Source organism: Streptomyces sp. NPDC088400 (assembly GCF_044753355.1).
GTDB lineage: Bacteria > Actinomycetota > Actinomycetes > Streptomycetales > Streptomycetaceae > Streptomyces.
The window spans coordinates 776,956-793,654 of sequence record NZ_JBIVMZ010000002.1 but is presented as its reverse complement, the minus strand read 5'-3'; the positions used below and the strand labels follow the sequence as shown (position 1 = coordinate 793,654).

Annotated in this window: 13 protein-coding genes; 3 read left to right on the top strand and 10 right to left on the bottom strand. The window is 70.0% G+C overall.

Features of this window, described 5'->3' with window-relative positions; all coding sequences use genetic code 11:
- Window positions 1-14: 14 nt before the first annotated feature.
- From ACIQD6_RS07625 to ACIQD6_RS07615, 3 genes are all read right to left on the bottom strand, one after another.
- Window positions 15-1,715: a hypothetical protein gene (locus ACIQD6_RS07625; protein ID WP_401879293.1), complete on the bottom strand. Its 1,701-nt coding sequence runs from the start codon at window positions 1,713-1,715 to the stop codon at window positions 15-17.
- On the bottom strand, window positions 1,693-3,534 hold the full coding sequence (locus ACIQD6_RS07620) for a flavin-containing monooxygenase (RefSeq protein WP_401879290.1): 1,842 nt from the start codon (window positions 3,532-3,534) through the stop codon (window positions 1,693-1,695). Before ACIQD6_RS07620 ends, ACIQD6_RS07625 begins: the two co-directional genes overlap by 23 nt.
- Before the next feature lie 139 nt (window positions 3,535-3,673).
- Window positions 3,674-4,327 (bottom strand): TetR/AcrR family transcriptional regulator, encoded by a 654-nt coding sequence (locus tag ACIQD6_RS07615; protein ID WP_401879592.1) that lies wholly within the window; start codon window positions 4,325-4,327, stop codon window positions 3,674-3,676.
- Window positions 4,328-4,587: 260 nt separating this feature from the next.
- Between ACIQD6_RS07615 and ACIQD6_RS07610 the strand changes: the two genes are divergently transcribed.
- The 3 genes from ACIQD6_RS07610 (at window position 4,588) to ACIQD6_RS07600 (ending at window position 9,925) form a co-directional block, all read left to right on the top strand.
- Window positions 4,588-6,081, top strand: coding sequence for an MFS transporter (locus tag ACIQD6_RS07610; protein WP_401879288.1), 1,494 nt, complete (start codon window positions 4,588-4,590; stop codon window positions 6,079-6,081).
- Between the two features lie 66 nt (window positions 6,082-6,147).
- Window positions 6,148-7,950: a serine/threonine protein kinase gene (locus ACIQD6_RS07605; RefSeq protein WP_401879286.1), complete on the top strand. Its 1,803-nt coding sequence runs from the start codon at window positions 6,148-6,150 to the stop codon at window positions 7,948-7,950.
- Between the two features lie 367 nt (window positions 7,951-8,317).
- The gene (locus ACIQD6_RS07600; protein WP_401879284.1) at window positions 8,318-9,925 is read left to right on the top strand and encodes an AMP-binding protein; all 1,608 of its coding nucleotides are present in this window, start codon (window positions 8,318-8,320) and stop codon (window positions 9,923-9,925) included.
- Window positions 9,926-10,001: 76 nt separating this feature from the next.
- On the opposite strand, the gene gdhA is transcribed toward ACIQD6_RS07600, so the two are convergent.
- The 7 genes from gdhA to ACIQD6_RS07565 are packed head-to-tail and all read right to left on the bottom strand — an operon-like array spanning window position 10,002 to window position 16,687.
- On the bottom strand, window positions 10,002-11,348 hold the full coding sequence (gene gdhA / locus ACIQD6_RS07595) for an NADP-specific glutamate dehydrogenase (protein WP_401879282.1): 1,347 nt from the start codon (window positions 11,346-11,348) through the stop codon (window positions 10,002-10,004).
- A 50-nt stretch (window positions 11,349-11,398) separates the two neighbouring features.
- A complete protein-coding gene (locus ACIQD6_RS07590; protein WP_401879280.1) occupies window positions 11,399-11,983 on the bottom strand; it encodes a TetR/AcrR family transcriptional regulator in 585 nt (194 codons plus the stop codon).
- 33 nt (window positions 11,984-12,016) lie between these two features.
- Window positions 12,017-13,186 (bottom strand): pyridoxal phosphate-dependent aminotransferase, encoded by a 1,170-nt coding sequence (locus ACIQD6_RS07585; RefSeq protein WP_401879278.1) that lies wholly within the window; start codon window positions 13,184-13,186, stop codon window positions 12,017-12,019.
- 53 nt (window positions 13,187-13,239) lie between these two features.
- Window positions 13,240-14,064, bottom strand: coding sequence for an SDR family oxidoreductase (locus ACIQD6_RS07580; RefSeq protein WP_401879275.1), 825 nt, complete (start codon window positions 14,062-14,064; stop codon window positions 13,240-13,242).
- 59 nt (window positions 14,065-14,123) lie between these two features.
- Window positions 14,124-15,125, bottom strand: a complete 1,002-nt coding sequence (locus ACIQD6_RS07575) for a biotin-dependent carboxyltransferase family protein (protein ID WP_401879272.1) — start codon at window positions 15,123-15,125, stop codon at window positions 14,124-14,126.
- A complete protein-coding gene (locus ACIQD6_RS07570; protein ID WP_401879269.1) occupies window positions 15,122-15,859 on the bottom strand; it encodes an allophanate hydrolase subunit 1 in 738 nt (245 codons plus the stop codon). Before ACIQD6_RS07570 ends, ACIQD6_RS07575 begins: the two co-directional genes overlap by 4 nt.
- A gap of 21 nt (window positions 15,860-15,880) precedes the next feature.
- Window positions 15,881-16,687 (bottom strand): LamB/YcsF family protein, encoded by an 807-nt coding sequence (locus ACIQD6_RS07565; protein WP_401879266.1) that lies wholly within the window; start codon window positions 16,685-16,687, stop codon window positions 15,881-15,883.
- Between the last annotated feature and the right edge of the window lie 12 nt (window positions 16,688-16,699).

Below are 16,699 nucleotides of genomic sequence, written 5' to 3'. Positions count from 1 at the left end.
CCGCGGTCAAGGGGTCATGAGCTGTCGGAGAGCGGGGACAGCCTCACCACCGTCCCCTCACCGTTGGCCGAGAGGAGAAGGGAACCGTCCGGGGTGGCCGCGAGGCCCGCGAACAGACGCGGCGAGCCGGGCATGCCGTGGACGAACAGCGCGGGTTCGGTGCGACGGGACACGCCCGGCGGCGGACCCACCGCCAGGTCCCTCGCGTCGACCCTGGTCTCCCCCGTGGTGAGGGAGACGGCTCGCAGCGTCCGGTGCTCGGTTTCCACCGTGAACAGTTCGGTGCCTAGGACCGCCAGCCCCTGTGGCGCGCCGAGCCCCTCCGCGACGGCCACCGTCCGGCCGTCCTCGATCCGGAACACCGTCCCGAGCCGGTCGTCACTGACGTAACAGCGCTGCTCGGCGTCGAGGGCGACGTCCACGGGGTGGTCGAGCCCCTCCGCGAGCACGGTGACGGTGTCCGTCTCGTCGATGGCCAGGACCCGGCCTGTTCCCGCCTCGGCGACGATCAGCGTGCCGTCCGTCCCCACGGTGATGCCCAGGGGCTGGTCGAGGCCGGTGGCCCGTACCCGACTCGTCTTGCGCTCGGGATCGTAGGTCTGGACGTTGCCGTACTGCGAGGTGAGGTGCAGGAGCCCGTTGTCGGCGGCGATGCCGTGGCAGAAGTGCAGCAGGTCGTGCGTCAGCACGCCGCCCGGCTGCTCCAGGCCCGGTTTCGGCTCGCCCCCGTCGGCGTTCTCCGGACTCGCGAGACGGTAGTGGTCGGCCGCGTACACCGTGCCGCCGAGGTCGATCGTCACCCCGAACGGGCCGTCGAAACCGCCGGGCACGATCTCCCGGGTCCGGCCGTCGGCGTACATCTCCGTCACCCCGCCACTGGCGAAGCTGGAGACGAACATCCGGTTCTGCTCGTCGAACGCCGCGTTGTCCAGCCCGACGACGCCGGTGGTGATCATCGACCGGGATCCGGTCCCGTGGAGGTCGACGCGGGTCACGAAGCCGGCCACGCCGCGCGACAGGACGAGCATGACGCCGCCCTGGTCAAAGCGTACGGCGACCGGTTCGTGCACGTCCTCCGCGACGACTTCCGGTACGCCGCCGTCGACAGGAATGCGCCAGACCTGGTTGGTCATCATGTGCGGGTAGTACAGACAACCGTCCGGGCCGACCTGCATCGCGTTGCCGAGAGCCAGTCCCTCGGTCAGCACCACCGGGTCCCGGCCGTCCGGGAACAGCTCCATCAGACGGCCGTTCATCCTCATCTCGTTGACGAACAGCCGGTCGCCGACGAAGGTGATGCCGTTGGGTACCTTCACCTCCTCCGAAACCAGCGTGTACACGCCCTCGGGACTGCGGCGCCATACCCTGCCGGGGACCAGGTCGGTGATGTACATCGAACCGTCCGGCCCGAAGGCGAGGTCGTCCGGGGACTGGACGGGACCGTCCATCGGCACCACCACCTCCACGTCCCCGTCGGCCGGGTCCACGGCACTGATCTGCCCGGCGAGGAACTGGGCCGCGTACAGCCTTCCGTCGGGGCCGAAGGCCACCCCGTTCGAACCCCACAGCGGGGTCGGCGTGTTGAGCCTCCGCGCCGCCCAACGGCTGCTCGTGGCCGCCGGGCGACGGCCGCTCTCGTCGAATCGGCTGGGCCGCACCGTCTCTGTCTCCCTCACGTTGCCTCGCCGCCGCTCACTCGGCGCCGACAACGACATCGCTCATGCCGCCGTCCTCGCGCCAGCGCTTGAGCAGCGCGTGGAAAGCGACCGGGCCGTCGCCGTACGACTCGCTCCGCGGCCTGGGCCTGCCCTCGTTGTTGTAGTAACCGGGGGTGCACTCGGCCTGGAACGTGTACAGGTCGGGCGCGTTCTCACGGAGCGTGGCCACCCAGGCGGCCTCGGACTGCTCGGTCGGCTCGACGTAACGGGCGTCGCGCTTGCGGGCCTCCGCGACGACCTCGGCGACGTGGGTCGCCTGTTCGTCGAGGATGTGCACGTAGTTGACGGCGCTGGCGTTCTGGAGCGGGCCGAGCTGGTAGAAGTTCGGGAAGCCGTGGCTGTAGAAGCCGTGAAGCGTCTTCGGACCGTTCTGCCAGGACTCCAACAGGGCGACGCCGTCCCGGCCGTACACCGGGAGCTTTCCGGACAGGGTCCCTGAGACACCGACCTCGAATCCGGTCGCGAAGATGATGCAGTCGACTTCGTACTCGATTCCGCCGACGACGACGGAGTTCTCCGTGATCCGCTCGACGCCGTGGCTGTCGGCCGTGTCGACGAGGGTCACGTTGGGCCGGTTGAACGTCTGAAGGTACGTGTCGCTGAACGTGGGCCGCTTGCACATGTAGCGGTACCAGGGCTTGAGCTTCTCGGCCGTCTCGGGATCCTCGACGACGGAGTCCACCCGGGCCCGGATCTCGTTCATCTTCTGGAAGTCGGCGATCTCGTAGAGGCGTTCACGCTCCTGTGCCGGGATGTCGTCGTAGGCGCTGCTGGGGATGAGTTTCTGCTGCAGCCGCGCGCTGGTTGTCCAGCCGTCGGACACCAGGTCCTCGTCCACCCGGCCCCCGGTGACGAGTTCGAGGAAGTTGTCCCTGCGGCGCCGCTGCCATCCGGGGGTCAGCGACTCGGCCAGCTCCGGCTTCGTCGGGTAGTTGTTCCGCACGTCGACGGAGGAAGGCGTGCGCTGGAACACGTACAACTGCTGTGCGTCGGCCCCGAGATGCGACACACACTGGATGGCGGTCGCGCCGGTGCCGATGACCGCCACGCGCTTGTCGGCGAGCTTGTGCAGGTTCCCGTCCGCGTCACCGCCGGTGTAGGCGTAGTCCCAGCGGCTCGTGTGGAACGTGTGCCCCTCGAAGGTCTCGATCCCGGGGATGCCGGGGAGCTTCGCCTGGCTGAGCGTTCCGCTGGAGATCACCACATGGCGCGCCCGTATCCGGTCCTCGCGATCCGTGCTGACGATCCACTCCAACGCGGCTTCGTCCCAGTGGAGTTCGGTCACCTGCGTCTGGAAGCAGGCGTCGCGGTAGAGATCGAAGTGGTGTCCGATCGCCTGCGCGTGCTGCCGGATCTCCTCTCCCGGGGCGTACTTCCACTTCGGGAGGTAGCCGACCTCTTCGAGCAGGGGCAGGTAGATGTACGACTCGATGTCGCAGTGGATGCCCGGATACCGGTTCCAGTACCAGGTCCCGCCGAAGTCCCCGGCCTTCTCGACGACCCGGATCGACTCGACGCCCGCCTGGCGCAGGCGCGCTCCGGCGAGCAGACCGCCGAAACCTCCCCCGATGACCAGCGCCTCGACCCGGTCGTTCAGCGGGGCACGGTCGACCGCCTGATCCGTGTAGGGGTCATCGGCGTAGTAGCCGAACTCGCCGTCGACGCGCTGGTACTGCCCGCTGCCCTCGGGGCGGATCCTGCGGTCGCGCTCGGCGCGGTAGCGGGCGCGCAGGGCGTCCGGGTCGAAGCCCGGTTCCCGCTGGTCCTGAGGGGTGGGGTCGGGCGAGGCGCCTGACGGGGTGTTGGGGGTGGACATGCGTTGCCTCTTCCTCTCTGAAGGGCTTGAGTCGCGTGGGCATCGGGCCTGTGCCCGACGCCCACGGATGAGCAAGTGACGGACGGGTCACCGACTGGCTGTCGCGCCGTACGTCCGGCGGCCCAGGTCGTGGACGGAGTCACCGGTCGGGGGTGACGGGGGCGACCCAGAGTCCGGTGATCGCGTCGATGAGCCCGGTGGCGTAGGAGTGCCAGTCGCTCCGGGCGGTGGGGGCGCCATCGGCGAGGGCGCGTTCACGTTCGGCGAGCATGTGCACCATCACGTTGCGCACCAGGTCGCCTCGTTCGATCCGGACGAGGGGCGGCATGGCGGGCATGCACCGGTTCAGTCCGTCCAGGGTCCGCTGCACGGACGGTCCGAACGTCTCGTCGATCATGAGTTCACGCAGCACGGGATCGGACATCACCTGAGCTCCGAACCGCCCGTACCAGGTGGGGCTGCCCAGCTCGTCCAAGTGCTCGGCGGCCGGCCGGACCAGGCAGGCCACCCAGTCGCGCACCTCGGTGGAGTCGCCGATCTCCTCCAGCATCCGGGCCCGGATGGCGGCGATCCGCTCGTCGCGGTGACGGACGATCGCCAGGACGAGGTCGGTCTTGGTGCCGAAGTGATAGCCGACCGCCGCGTTGTTGCCCTGTCCCGCGGCCTCGCTGATCTGCCGGTTGGAGACGGCGATCACTCCGTGTTCCGCGAACAGGCGCTCGGCCACGGCGAGGATCGTTTCCTTGGTGGCGTCGGCTCGATGGGAGCGGGCTCTGGAGACCACCGTCACCACCTCGCCGGGAGCTCGCGCGGGCCGCCGACGGCTGGGGACGTCCGAGGCTCCGGCGCGCCGTTCGCCGACAGTGGCCAGGTCAGTGTCCCGAAGTCTTCCTGGATCACCGCGGTCCCCTTCCGTCACTCTTCCGTCGTTCGCGTTGCGTCGTTCGCGTTCCGTCGTTCGCGCACATGATCAGTGAAACCAGCTTGCTAAAGTAAGTCAAGCAACTGAATTAAGAACCGGCCATTGCCGCCCCACACCACGCGGAGGTTTGAGTGGCGCCCAGCGCTTCACCTCAGACAGGGGAAACCCCCGAAGAAGCCCAGCGGGAGACGACGAACGGCCTGGTGGCCGTGCTCGCCCTGGCCGGGGTGACCGTCGCCCTGATGCAGACGATCGTGATCCCGCTCATACCCGAGCTGCCCCGGCTCCTGCACGCCTCGGCGGCCGACACGAGCTGGGCGATCACTGCCACCCTGCTCGCCGCCGCCGTGGCGACCCCGGTCATGGGGCGGCTGGGCGACATGTACGGCAAGCGGCGCGCGCTGCTGACCAGCCTCGCCCTGCTGGTGTCCGGGTCGGTGGTCGGTGCGCTCAGCGACAGCCTGGCACCGATGATCGTCGGCCGGACGCTCCAGGGCCTGGCCGCCGGCGTCATCCCGCTGGGCATCAGCATCATGCGCGACGAACTGCCCGCCCAGCGGCTCGGATCGGCGACCGCGCTGATGAGTGCCTCCCTCGGCGTCGGCGGCGCCCTCGGCCTTCCCACCGCCGCTTTCCTGGCCCAGAACACCGACTGGCACGTGCTGTTCTGGGGAGCCGCGGGCATGGGCGCGCTGGCCGCGGTCCTCGTCCTGACTCTCGTACCGGAATCCCGGATCCGTACCGGCGGACGCTTCGACATGGTGGGAGCCGTCGGGCTGTCGGCCGCGCTGGTGAGCCTGCTGCTGGCCATCTCCAAGGGCGCGGACTGGGGGTGGGCCAGCCCGCTCACCCTGGGCCTGCTCGCGACGGCCGCGATCGTTCTGGTGCTCTGGGGCCGGTGGGAACTCCGCACGGCGCAGCCTCTGGTGAATCTGCGCGCCACGACCCGCCGTCAGGTATTGCTGACCAACATCGCCTCCGCCGTGTTCGGCTTCGCGATGTTCGCCAACTCCCTCGTCATGCCCCAGGTACTCCAGCTGCCCGAGTCCACCGGCTACGGTCTCGGTGCCTCGATGGTCACCGTGGGCCTCGTGATGGGCCCCTCCGGACTGGTGATGATGGTGATGGCACCGGTCTCCGCGTACATCACCCGGACACGCGGCCCGAAGGTGACCCTGATGGTGGGCGCCCTGGTCGTCGCCACCGGGTACGGGGTGAGCATCGGCCTGATGTCGGCGATCTGGCAGCTGATGCTGGTCTCGACCACGATCGGCGCCGGGATCGGACTGGCCTACGGGGCGATGCCCGCACTGATCATGGGCGCGGTACCCGTGTCGGAGACCGCCGCCGCCAACAGCTTCAACACCCTGATGCGTTCCGTCGGCACGTCGATGGCCAGCGCCGTGGCCGGTGTCGTCCTCGCGCAGATGACCACGGCCCTCGGACCGATCGAGCTGCCCTCGCAGAACGGCTTCCGTACGGTCATGGCGATCGGCGCGGGCGCGGCCCTGGTCGCTTTCACCATCGCGTCCTTCCTGCCGGGCAAACGCCCGGACACCGCGGCGGCGGCGCAACCGGAGCCCGGCGCACGCGCGGTGGCCGAAACGCGGACCGAGACCGCGTAAGAGCCCAACGCCCTGGCGATGCGGCCTCCGTCCCGGTTCGCTCGGGCGGGGGCCGCGAAGGCCGTCATGTGGCACAGTCATGCCGTGGATGCACTGCGACCTCAAGACCCGGCGCGAATAGGCGCATACGAGCTTCTTGCCCGTCTCGGCGCGGGTGGCATGGGCCAGGTGTACCTCGGCCGGTCGCCCGGCGGACGGCTGGTGGCCGTAAAGGTGATCCGTGACGAGATCAGTGACCACCCCGAGGCGCTGGCCCGGTTCCGGCGGGAGGCCGCGACCGTGGAGGTCGTACGCAGCGCCTACACGGCCCAGTTGATCGAGGCCTCACTCGACACGTCTCCCTACTGGCTGGCCACCGAGTACGTGGCCGGGCCCACTCTGCGGGGCGCCGTGGCCGCGAGTGGTCCGTTCCCGCCGGACAGTGCCCTGCGGCTGCTCGCCGCGCTCGCCGAGGGGCTGGCGGCGGTCCATCTCCACGGTGTCACGCACCGGGACCTGAAACCACAGAACGTCATTCTCTCGCCGCAGGGCCCGCAGTTGATCGATTTCGGCATCGCGCGAGGTCTTGAGCAGACGATTCTCACCCGGGACGGGATGGCGCCCGGAACCCCGGGGTACGCGGCGCCCGAGGTCGTCCTGCGGAACGAGGTCGGACCGCCGGCCGACGTCTTCGCGCTGGGGGCGACGCTCGCGTACACGGCGACCGGCCGGCCCCCGTACGGCACGGGAGACTCGGCGGTGGTGAGTTACCGGGCCGTGCACGAGGACATCGACCTGGCAGGGGTACGGCCCGAGTTGGCCGAGCTGATCCGGCGGTGTGTCGCCAAGGACCCGGCGGATCGGCCGGAGTTGTCCGCCGTGATCGCCGGATGCGCGGTGGACTCGGCGCTGGCGACGGACGCCCACTACCGCTCGGTCGCCCACAGCGCCGACCCCGTACCCGGGCCCGTACCCGGGCAATTGAGCACGCCTGCCTCGTCGTTCACCACACACGCGCGGTCGGAGCCGGAACCAGGGACAGGGGCCACGACACGGCCGCGGGATCGCGGGCCGGTGGATCACGTGGCGGAACGAGTGGGCGCGACGGTACTTCCGGAGCCACCCGGCACCACACCGTTCGATCAGCCGGATCAGCGGGTCCCGCCCGCCCGCACCCCACGTCGAAGAGGCTGGCTCGCGGCATGTGCGGTGGTACTCGCCGCCACGGTCACCGTCTGGCTGCTCCCGGAAACGGACAGCAAGGGCCAGGGGGACGCGCCCACCGACGCACCCGCCACGGAAGCCACCGCGTCGGCATCACGGACCACGTCCGGATCGACTGCCGACGCTCCGGCCGGGCAGCCGCCGGACCACATCATGAACGACCGTGTCTCGCAAGACCGTTGGGCCCTCTCGGAGGATCCGGCGCAGGCCGTCCAGGGCATCGGTTCCTGTGACCTGGCCAGCCTCGCCGAGTCCTCACCGCCGATGGATCTGCAGTCCTCCGTTTCGCACACCACCGGCACAGACACCGCCTCGGTGGCGATGCGCCCCAAGAACGCCGGGCAGGGGAAGCGCCCCGCGCCGTACTACATGGCCGTGGGCGTACGGCCGCCACACGAGACCGACCGCAAGACCGGCCGGCCCACGCGATCCGTCGGCAAGGGCATCGGGTTCACCAGCAAGCCCGTCGACCTCTACTCCCGGTGGCCGTCGGGCGGGACCATCAAATTCAGCTATCCCGACGACTTCCGGGCCCACTTCGACGGAGGAGTCGTCGACGCGATCCCGGTGGGCGACGACAGGGGCGACTGGACGGTGGTGCTGTACCACGTCGAGGGCGGACCCACGGAGTACACGTCCGTCGTGTGCAACGGTTTCCACGCCTGAGGCCGTATCGGCCCGTGCGGCGTTTCGACCCACGCGACCCACTCGTCCCGGGCACCTCCGCAACGTCGGCCTACTGGACCGGTTTCAGACCGACCGGTCCTGGCCTTCGATCGGCTTCCCTCCGGACGCGCAACTGGGCACCACTACGCGTCGGATGCGGTGCGGCGCGGCGTCCGGACAGCGCACGCGGGCGAGTTGGAGGTGATGAGGCATAAGGGATAACATGGCCTAGTTGCCTCAAGCAACCAATGAGTGGTGCTCTGGCCCGTCACCCCGACGTCCCGTCAGAAGCCCGCACCACGTCCGTAACGCACCTACCGCTGGCGCCGGCACCCGCATGACCGCGCCAGGTCAGGAGGAATCACACATGCCCGTCGTCGAACCGAACTTCCGCACCTACGTGGAGGAGAACCTCGACGCGCTGGGAGTCTCACCGGAGCGCGAGGCGCTGGTGCACCAAGGGCGGCGCATCACCGCCGGCGCGTTCCGCGACCTCGTCCACCGCATGGCGTGGGCACTTCACGCCCAGGGCGTCGAGCGCGGCCAGACCGTCACCCTGCTGAGCGGTAACCTCCCGGAGGCCATCGCCGTACGCTACGCCGCCAATCTGATCGGCTGCCGGGTCAACCACCTCTACAACAAACTCGCCGCCGACGTGCAGGCGACGATCGTCCGCGACGTCGAGACCCGCACACTGATCGTCGACCCCGACTACGACGAACGTGCCGCGGATGTGATCGGCCTGGCACCGGTCCCGACCGTACTCACTCTCGGCCCGGCGAAGGTGGGCGTCGATCTGCTGGAGCTGGCCGCCGAGCAGACCGGCGAACCGTTCGCGAGCCAGGCCCAGCCGCACGACGTCTTCTCCATCCGCCACACCGGCGGCACGACCGGCCACCCCAAGGGCATCTGCGGCACCTTCGAGCAGATCCAGGCGTTCCGCGGGGAGGCCCGCGCACAGCGGGAAACGCAGACCGAGGCTCCCGACGCCGCCGGCCGGCCGGCGAACCCGCTGCGAGCTCAGGGCGGGGAGCCGCCGCGGCTGTTGGTGTGCACCACGATCGCGCACGCCGCCGGGATGGCGGTCGACGCCGTACTGCACGCGAACGGCACGGTCGTGCTGCTCCCCGACTTCGACCCGGCCACCGTGCTCGCCACGATCGAACGCGAACGCGTCTCCGACCTGTTCCTGCTGCCGCCCCTGCTGTACCGGCTCATCGACCACCCGGACGCGGCGGGGACGGACACCTCCAGCCTGCGCAGCCTGACGTACGGAGGCTGCCAGTCCTCCCCGGCCCGGATCGCCGACGCCGTCCGGCGCCTGGGCCCGGTGCTGGCGCAGTTCTACGGCCAGAACGAGACGGGCATCATCAGCATCCTGCCCCCGGCGGACCACGACCCCGAGCGCCCGGAGCGGCTGCGGTCCGCCGGCAAGGTGCTGCCCTGGGTCGAGGTGGCGATCCGTGACGAGTCCGGACGCGACCTGCCCCTCGGCGAGCACGGCGAGATCTGCGTACGGTCCGCGAGCATCATGCAGGGCTACTGGAAGCAGCCCGAGTTGACCGCCGAGGTGCTTCGGGACGGCTGGGCACACACCGGAGACGTGGGCTTCCTCGACGCCGACGGCTACCTCACCATCGTCGACCGGCTCAAGGACATGATCGTGGTGGTCGGCGGACATGTGTACACCAGCGAGTTGGAGGACCTGCTCAACTCCCACCCGCAGGTACACCAGAGCGCCGTCTTCGGTGTGCGCGACGCCGACCGCATGGAGCGTGTTCACGCGGCGGTCGTCCCCGCTCCGGGCAGCGGCTTGGATCAGGAGCAACTGCGCGCCCTGGTACGGGAAGAGCGGGGTGCGATGTACGAACTGGCCGACATCACCTTCGTGGAGACGCTGCCGCTGACCGACGCGGGCAAGCCGGACAAGAAGGCACTGCGTCAGCGAGCCGAGGAGCGGCGCGCCACGGCCTGACGAGCAGGACACGGCCTGACGAGACGAGCATGACTCGGCCTGACGAGCGTGCCACCGGGCCGGATCCCGCAAGCGGCTACACCACTCCTTGAGCCGTCATGGCATCCGCCACGCGCAGGAAGCCGGCGATGTTGGCACCGAGGACGTAGTCGTCCGCGTCACCGCCGTAGGTCTCGGCGGTGACGCGGCACTGAGTGTGCACCTCGCGCATGATCGCGGCGAGCCGGTTCTCGGTCCGCTCGAAGGTCCAGCTGTCGCGGGAGGCGTTCTGCTGCATCTCCAGCGCGGAGGTGGCAACGCCGCCCGCGTTGGCCGCCTTGCCCGGACCGAAGAGCGTACGCGCCCCTCGGAACACCTCCACCGCCTCGGGTGTGCAGGGCATGTTCGCGCCCTCGGCGACGGCGAGCACCCCGTTCTTCACCAGCGCCACGGCGTCCTGCTGGTTCAGCTCGTTCTGGGTCGCGCACGGCAGGACGACCTCGCACGGCACGTCGAACACGGACCCACGGGCGGAGAACCGTGCGGCCGGCTTCGCCTCGGCGTAGGCGGAGATCCGGGCCCGGCGCACCTCCTTGACGTCCTTGAGCAGGTCCAGGTCGATACCGTCCTCGTCGACCAGGTACCCGGAGGAGTCGGAGCAGGCCACCACGCGGCCGCCCAGGGTGTGGACCTTCTCGACGGCGTGGACCGCGACGTTTCCCGACCCGGAGACCACGACCCGGCGCCCGTCGAGACCGTGACCGCGAGTGGCGAGCATCTCCTGGGCGAAGTACACCGCTCCGTAGCCGGTGGCCTCGGTACGTGCGTGCGAGCCGCCCCAGGCGACCGGCTTGCCGGTGAGGACGCCTGCCTCGTAGCGGTTGGTGATCCGCTTGTACTGGCCGAAGAGGTAGCCGATCTCCCGCGCGCCCACACCGATGTCCCCGGCGGGCACGTCGGTGTGCTCGCCCAGGTGACGGTACAACTCGGTCATGAACGCCTGGCAGAACCGCATGACTTCGCTGTCCGAGCGCCCCTTGGGGTCGAAGTCCGCCCCGCCCTTGCCGCCGCCGATCGCCATGCCGGTCAGCGCGTTCTTGAAGATCTGCTCGAAGCCGAGGAACTTGACGATGCCGAGGGTGACGCTCGGGTGGAACCGCAGGCCCCCCTTGTACGGGCCGAGGGCGCTGCTGAACTCCACCCGGAACCCACGGTTGACCCGTACCCTCCCCAGGTCGTCGACCCACGGGACCCGGAAGAGCAACTGCCGCTCGGGTTCGCACAGTCGCTCCACGATCCGGGCGTCCACGTACTCCGGATGTGCCTGAAGCGCGGGGCCGATGGCGTGCAGGACCTCGCGGGCGGCCTGGTGGAAACTGGTCTCGCCGGGGTCCCGTCGGCAGAGTTCCTCGTAGACGGCCTCGATGTGCGCACTGACGTCCATGACTGCTTTCTCTCCGTTCAGGGGAGACGGTCTCCGTCCCCGGTTCGACCTCAGTTGTTCTGGTCCGCCGCCGTGGCCCAGCCGATCAGGGCACCGCGCAGTGCGGCCACCAGACAGGTGGCCGCCTCGTCCTCGGGTCGTCCACTCTTGATGAGGTCGAGGATGTCCCGGGGGTCGAACAGGCCGTTCCAGAGGAACAGGGCTTCGTCCCCGAGGTCCCCGAGCCCGAGTTCCTCGGTGGTCTGCCGCAGGGGCTCGGCGAGCGCCTCGGCCTGCGGTGCGAGATAGCCGGTGCCCTCACGCAGCCGTTCGAGGTAGCCGCGGTGCGAGCGCATCTGCGCCATCGCCCCGCCGTGTTCGAGGACGAGCGACACCCAGTAGCGGGACACCGCCTCCAGCCTCGCCATGCCCCGGGTGGTCTGCCGCGCGCTGAAGTCGCGTAGTTCGGAGCCGACTTGTGCCCGGAAGGCGTGCAGGATCTCCTCGACGGAGGAGAAGTGCCGGTAGGCCGTCGCGGTGGACACCTCGGCGTGTCTGGCGATCTCGGCCAGACTGACCGGCGTCGGCGAGTTCTCGAACAGCAGCGCGGCGGCCTTGATGAGGTACTTGCGGTTGCGCTCGGTGTCACTGCGCATGGGTCGACTCTCCCGTTGCATGTGAGGTGGCGTTCACTGAAGAGCCGAGAGGCCGCGAGCCAGTCGGCGGACGCCCTCGATGATGGATTCCGGGCTGGCAGCGTACGACAACCGCAGGTGGCCTTCGCCCTGGGCGCCGAACTCGCTTCCCGGCCGGACGGCGACACCGTGCGCGCGCAGCGCGGCGACGACCTCGGCCGAGGGCAAGTCGAGGTCGTAGCGCGGGAATTGGTAGAATGCCCCCTCCTGCGTGCTCAGGGTGAGGCCCGGGATCGCGGCCAGTTCCGCGCGCATGATCTCGCCGCGACGCTCGTACGCGGCACGCATCCTGGCGATGTCGGCGTCACAGGTCCGCACCGCGACGAGCGCGGCGTCCTGGACGACGGTGTTCATGGACCCGTTGAAGGTGTTGTGGATGCGCGCGGAGGCCTGGATGAGCGGCGACGGGCCCCAGAGGTAGCCGACGCGCCAGCCGGTCATCGCGTAACTCTTGGAGAAGGTCTGGCAGTAGACCGTACGGTCGCGCAGGCCGTCGACCGAGACCGCGGAGGTGAACGGCCGGCCGGTGTAGTCGAGGTCGGAGTACGCCTCGTCGGAGATGACGATCGTGTCCGTGCCGTCGAGCAGGCCGGCGAGCGCTTCGAGTTCGTCGCGGCCGTGCACGATGCCGGTCGGATTGCCCGGGTTGCAGAACACGAAGAGCTTCGCGCCGGTGAGGGCGTCGGCCAGCCGGTCGAGGTCCCAGTGCAGGTCCGGCCCGAGCGGTACGGGCACGACGACGCCTCCGGCCATGCTCACCAGGTCGGCGTAGAGGGAGTACGTGGGGTCGGGGACGACCACCTTGTCGCCGGGGTTGACGATGCCGAGGATCGACGCGGCGAGACCGGCGGTTCCGCCCTGGGTGATCAGGAGGTCGGCGGCGGAGACCGGTGCCCCGGCGACGGCGGCGAGCTTCTCGGCGAGCGCCTCGCGCAACGCCGGTTCGCCGAGCAGCGGCGAGTAGTGGGTGCGCCCGGCGCGCAGCGAGGCGTGGGCCGCCTCGGTCACCTGCTCAGGTGTGTCGAAGTCGGGCTCGCCCATGGCGAGGGAGACGAGGTCGCCTCCGGACTGCGGTTGCTGCGTCCGGCGGGAGGCCGCGGCGATCCGGGCGACGGCGTCGGCGGGTGCGAAGGGGGGCAGCGTTGTGGCGGTGGTGGGCGGCATGCGGCTCCTCCTGGAGACGAGAGCTGGAGGCGAGAGCTGGAGGCGAGAAGTGGTCAGTTGTGGGGTGAGGCGCCGGCGGGAGCGCCCGCCCAGCGGCTGATCTCGATGTCGGCGGAGGTGTCGCGCTGCCGGGTGGGGGCCACGACGATCTCCTGGAGGACGACCCGCTGGGGAAGTGTGACCGCGAGACGGATCGCCTCCGCCACGTCCTCGGACCGCACCATGTGGGCGCGTTCCTCGGTGGCCGGCGGCCGGGCCCGGTCGTCGAGGATGGGGGTGTCCGCCTCGCCGGGCAGCACGGTGATGGCCCGCAGCCCCTGGTTGCGGAAGGTGTTGTGCAGGAAGGTCATGAAGTTGCGGACACCTGCCTTGGCCGCGCCGTAGGCGGCCCCGCCGAGCAGGTTGGGGTTGACGGCGGCGAGCGAGGAGACCGTGACGATCGTTCCGGTGCCGCGGCCGAGCATGTCGGGGAGCACGGCCTGGGTGAGCTGGAAGACCGCCGTGAGGTTCACGTCGAGAACGTGGCGCCACTCGTCGTGCGGCAGCCACTGCGGGTTGAGCACCGACGAGGCGCTTCCCGCGTTGTTGATCAGAATGTCGACCGGGCCGATTTCCGCGTGGACACGGTCGATGACGCGCGTCACGTCGTCGGGGCGGGTGATGTCCGCCGCGATCGCGTGGGCGGTTCCGCCGTCGGCGTGGATCGTGTCCCGGACGTCGTCGAGCGCCTTCTGCCGACGGCCGACGAGTACGACGGTGGCGCCGTCACGGGCGAGAAGCCTCGCGGTCTCGAGCCCCATTCCACTGCCGGCTCCTGTGATGAGCGCGGTCTTGCCGGCCAACGTCACCGTTCCTCCTCCATGAACAAGCTGATCCATGAACAATCCGGGATGTGAACAATCTGAGATTTGAATTCCAAATGAGAATAACTTCTCATCTATCGTCCGGGCAAGGGTGTCGCGAAGCCCAATGCGCCGAATGCCTGGGCCACCGCGCGCTCAAGCGCTCGCACCTCGCTCTCCCGCTCCGCGTGGCCGCGGAGCGAGGTCTCACGGTCGACCCAGCGGAACCGCAGCTCCCGGCCCGGCCCGGCCTGCCCCAGCAGAGGGAGCGACGCCCGTGAGGCGACTCCGACGATCGGATAGCCGGCCGTCAGGCTCCGGTATCTGCCGAGGACGATGAGTTCGTCCGCGTGCGGAATCTGGAGGGCCCCGATCGGAACCCCGTGCGACACGATCTCGGTGTCGGTGTCCGGGTGGACCACCGGCCCGTCGAGCCGCAGGCCGACGTGGTTGGAGCGCGCGGTGACGACATACGCCGACGCCTCGATCACCTCACGGACCCCGGGAATCGCGTGGATCCCCTGGCTCTCGACGACGTCGATGCCCCAGGGCCCTTCCGCACAGCGCAGGGTGGGGACGGGGAGCCGGAACAACGGCGGCTCGAAGACCCCGCGCCGGAAACCCCGGAACTCCGTCTCCAGCAGCACTCTCGTTCCGCGGGCGAGGATCTGCCCGAACCCCATCCGCGCGTCCGGGGCCGCACTGCCGAGGAAGGTCTCCGCGGCGAGCGCGCCGTTCACGGCCAGGTACGTACGGGTTCCCAGGCCGACGTCGCAGCGGACCCGGATCTCGTGCCCCGCCGGCACCGCCACCGGCGACCAGCCGTCGACCGGTACGTCGCCGACGGTCACCTGCGCGGGGGCGCCGGTCACGGCGACCAGGACGTCTCCGTCGGGGACCAGCGCCAGTTCGCCTCCGAGGTTCTCGATCAACGTCGCGCCGCGCGCATTGCCCACGAGGATGTTCGCGACGACCGCGGAGTGCTGGTCGGCCGCGCCCCCGGTGGGGACACCGCGGCGCTCGGCGTCCCGGCGGCCGAGATCCTGGAACGTCGTGATCCATCCCGTACCGGTGATGTCGAGGCCCACGGTCGTCATACCGGCACCTCCGTCGGCAGCAGGAAGCCCGCGTCCAGCGCCGCCGCCTCGTCCCTCGTGACGGGGACGAACCGCACGAGGTCGCCCGTACCGAACGAGACGGGGTCCGGGCGGGAGATGTCGACGACGGTGTGCGGCGTACGTCCGACCACTCGCCAGCCGGTCGGCCCGGGGAACGGCTGGATGATCGCGTTGGTACCGGCGATCATGATCGCTCCGGGCGCGACGTCCGTGCGCGGCTCGGCGCGTCGGCGTACGGGCCTGGGCACCCTGAGCCCGTCCATCATCGGAGCCATCGCCGCGCCCAGGAGAGAGATCGTGAACGTGGACTCCGCGATCGCCTCGACCACTTCGGCCGGGGCCAGACCCACTTCCTCGGCGACGGACGCCAGATCAGGCCCGGCCTCCTCGTCGAAGACGACCGGGATGGCGAACCGGCGGACCGGACGCGGCCGTGCCCGCTCGCCGGCCGGCATCCGTTCCGCCAGCAGCCGGGCCGCGTACACGACGTGCGGGAGCGCGGTCTCCAGCGGGTCGAACTCGATGAGCAGCGACTCGAGTCCGGAGGCGACGTCGAGCACGCCGTGAGGGCGGTACGCCAGGAACCGGTCGCGGAAGGTGATGATCGCGGCCCTGCGGATCGCCTGGTCGGCATGGGGAACGGTCACCATCACCGCCGAGTCCCCGAAGGGCTCGACGGTGACGGCGACGGTGGCCAACTGTGCTGTGGTCATGGAAGATCACGCGCTCACCCCTCAACGGGCGAGCGCCACCTCCGCCTTCTCCGCCAGGACGTCCCGCAGGCCCGTGACGCGGACGCCCGCCGCGTCGAGTGCGGCACGCAGCGAGGTGCCGTTCTGGAGCACGGTGGGGTGGTCCCCGTGCAGCAGCAGCACATCGGCGTCGTGACCGAGCGGCACCACGTTGCCGTCGACCGAACGCACGGTGCCGTCCCGCACGACCTGGACGGACCGCTCGCCGATGAGTTCGGGGTCAAAGACCAGGCCCTGCTCGTGCGAGCGCGGTACGGGCATGCCGTCGTCGCCGTATCCCCGGTCCGCGAGGAACACGTAACCGACTTCCAGGTCGCGCTTGCGCGACTCCTCGGCGAGCAGGCCGCGCTGACAGATGACGATGTAGTCGGAGTTGTACGCGGCGATCGCGTCCGTGATGGCACGGGCGTGCTTGGCGTCGGTCTGCGCGATCGAGCCCATGCGCCCGTGCGGGGCCACATGGCTGATCGTGCCGCCGTGCACGCGGGCGAAGGCGTCGAGCGCCCCGATCTGGTAGAGGACATCGGTACGGATCTCCTCCTCCGACGCCTCGATGAGCCGACGGCCGAATCCGACGAGATCGGGGTATCCGGGGTGGGCGCCGAGTTCGATGCCGCGGGCGACGCACTCGGCGACGGTCCGGTCCATGATGCGCGGGTCACCGGCGTGGAAGCCGCAGGCGATGTTCGACGAGCTGACGAGGCCGAGCAGGGCGCCGTCGTCGCCGATCGTGTAGTTGCCGAAGCTCTCGCCGAGGTCGGCGACGACGGCTACCGAGTTGATTCCCATGGTGTCTCCCGG

Bases quoted from the DNA above. Each gene is read 5' to 3' on its own strand.
- ACIQD6_RS07590 (WP_401879280.1), bottom strand. From the start codon at position 11,983: ATGCGCAGTGACACCGAGCGCAACCGCAAGTACCTCATCAAGGCCGCC.
- ACIQD6_RS07620 (WP_401879290.1), bottom strand. From the start codon at position 3,534: ATGTCCACCCCCAACACCCCGTCAGGCGCCTCGCCCGACCCCACCCCT.
- ACIQD6_RS07575 (WP_401879272.1), bottom strand. From the start codon at position 15,125: ATGACGACCGTGGGCCTCGACATCACCGGTACGGGATGGATCACGACG.
- ACIQD6_RS07585 (WP_401879278.1), bottom strand. From the start codon at position 13,186: ATGCCGCCCACCACCGCCACAACGCTGCCCCCCTTCGCACCCGCCGAC.
- ACIQD6_RS07565 (WP_401879266.1), bottom strand. From the start codon at position 16,687: ATGGGAATCAACTCGGTAGCCGTCGTCGCCGACCTCGGCGAGAGCTTC.
- ACIQD6_RS07625 (WP_401879293.1), bottom strand. From the start codon at position 1,715: ATGTCGTTGTCGGCGCCGAGTGAGCGGCGGCGAGGCAACGTGAGGGAG.
- ACIQD6_RS07570 (WP_401879269.1), bottom strand. From the start codon at position 15,859: ATGACCACAGCACAGTTGGCCACCGTCGCCGTCACCGTCGAGCCCTTC.
- gdhA (WP_401879282.1), bottom strand. From the start codon at position 11,348: ATGGACGTCAGTGCGCACATCGAGGCCGTCTACGAGGAACTCTGCCGA.
- ACIQD6_RS07580 (WP_401879275.1), bottom strand. From the start codon at position 14,064: ATGGATCAGCTTGTTCATGGAGGAGGAACGGTGACGTTGGCCGGCAAG.
- ACIQD6_RS07600 (WP_401879284.1), top strand. From the start codon at position 8,318: ATGCCCGTCGTCGAACCGAACTTCCGCACCTACGTGGAGGAGAACCTC.
- ACIQD6_RS07605 (WP_401879286.1), top strand. From the start codon at position 6,148: ATGTGGCACAGTCATGCCGTGGATGCACTGCGACCTCAAGACCCGGCG.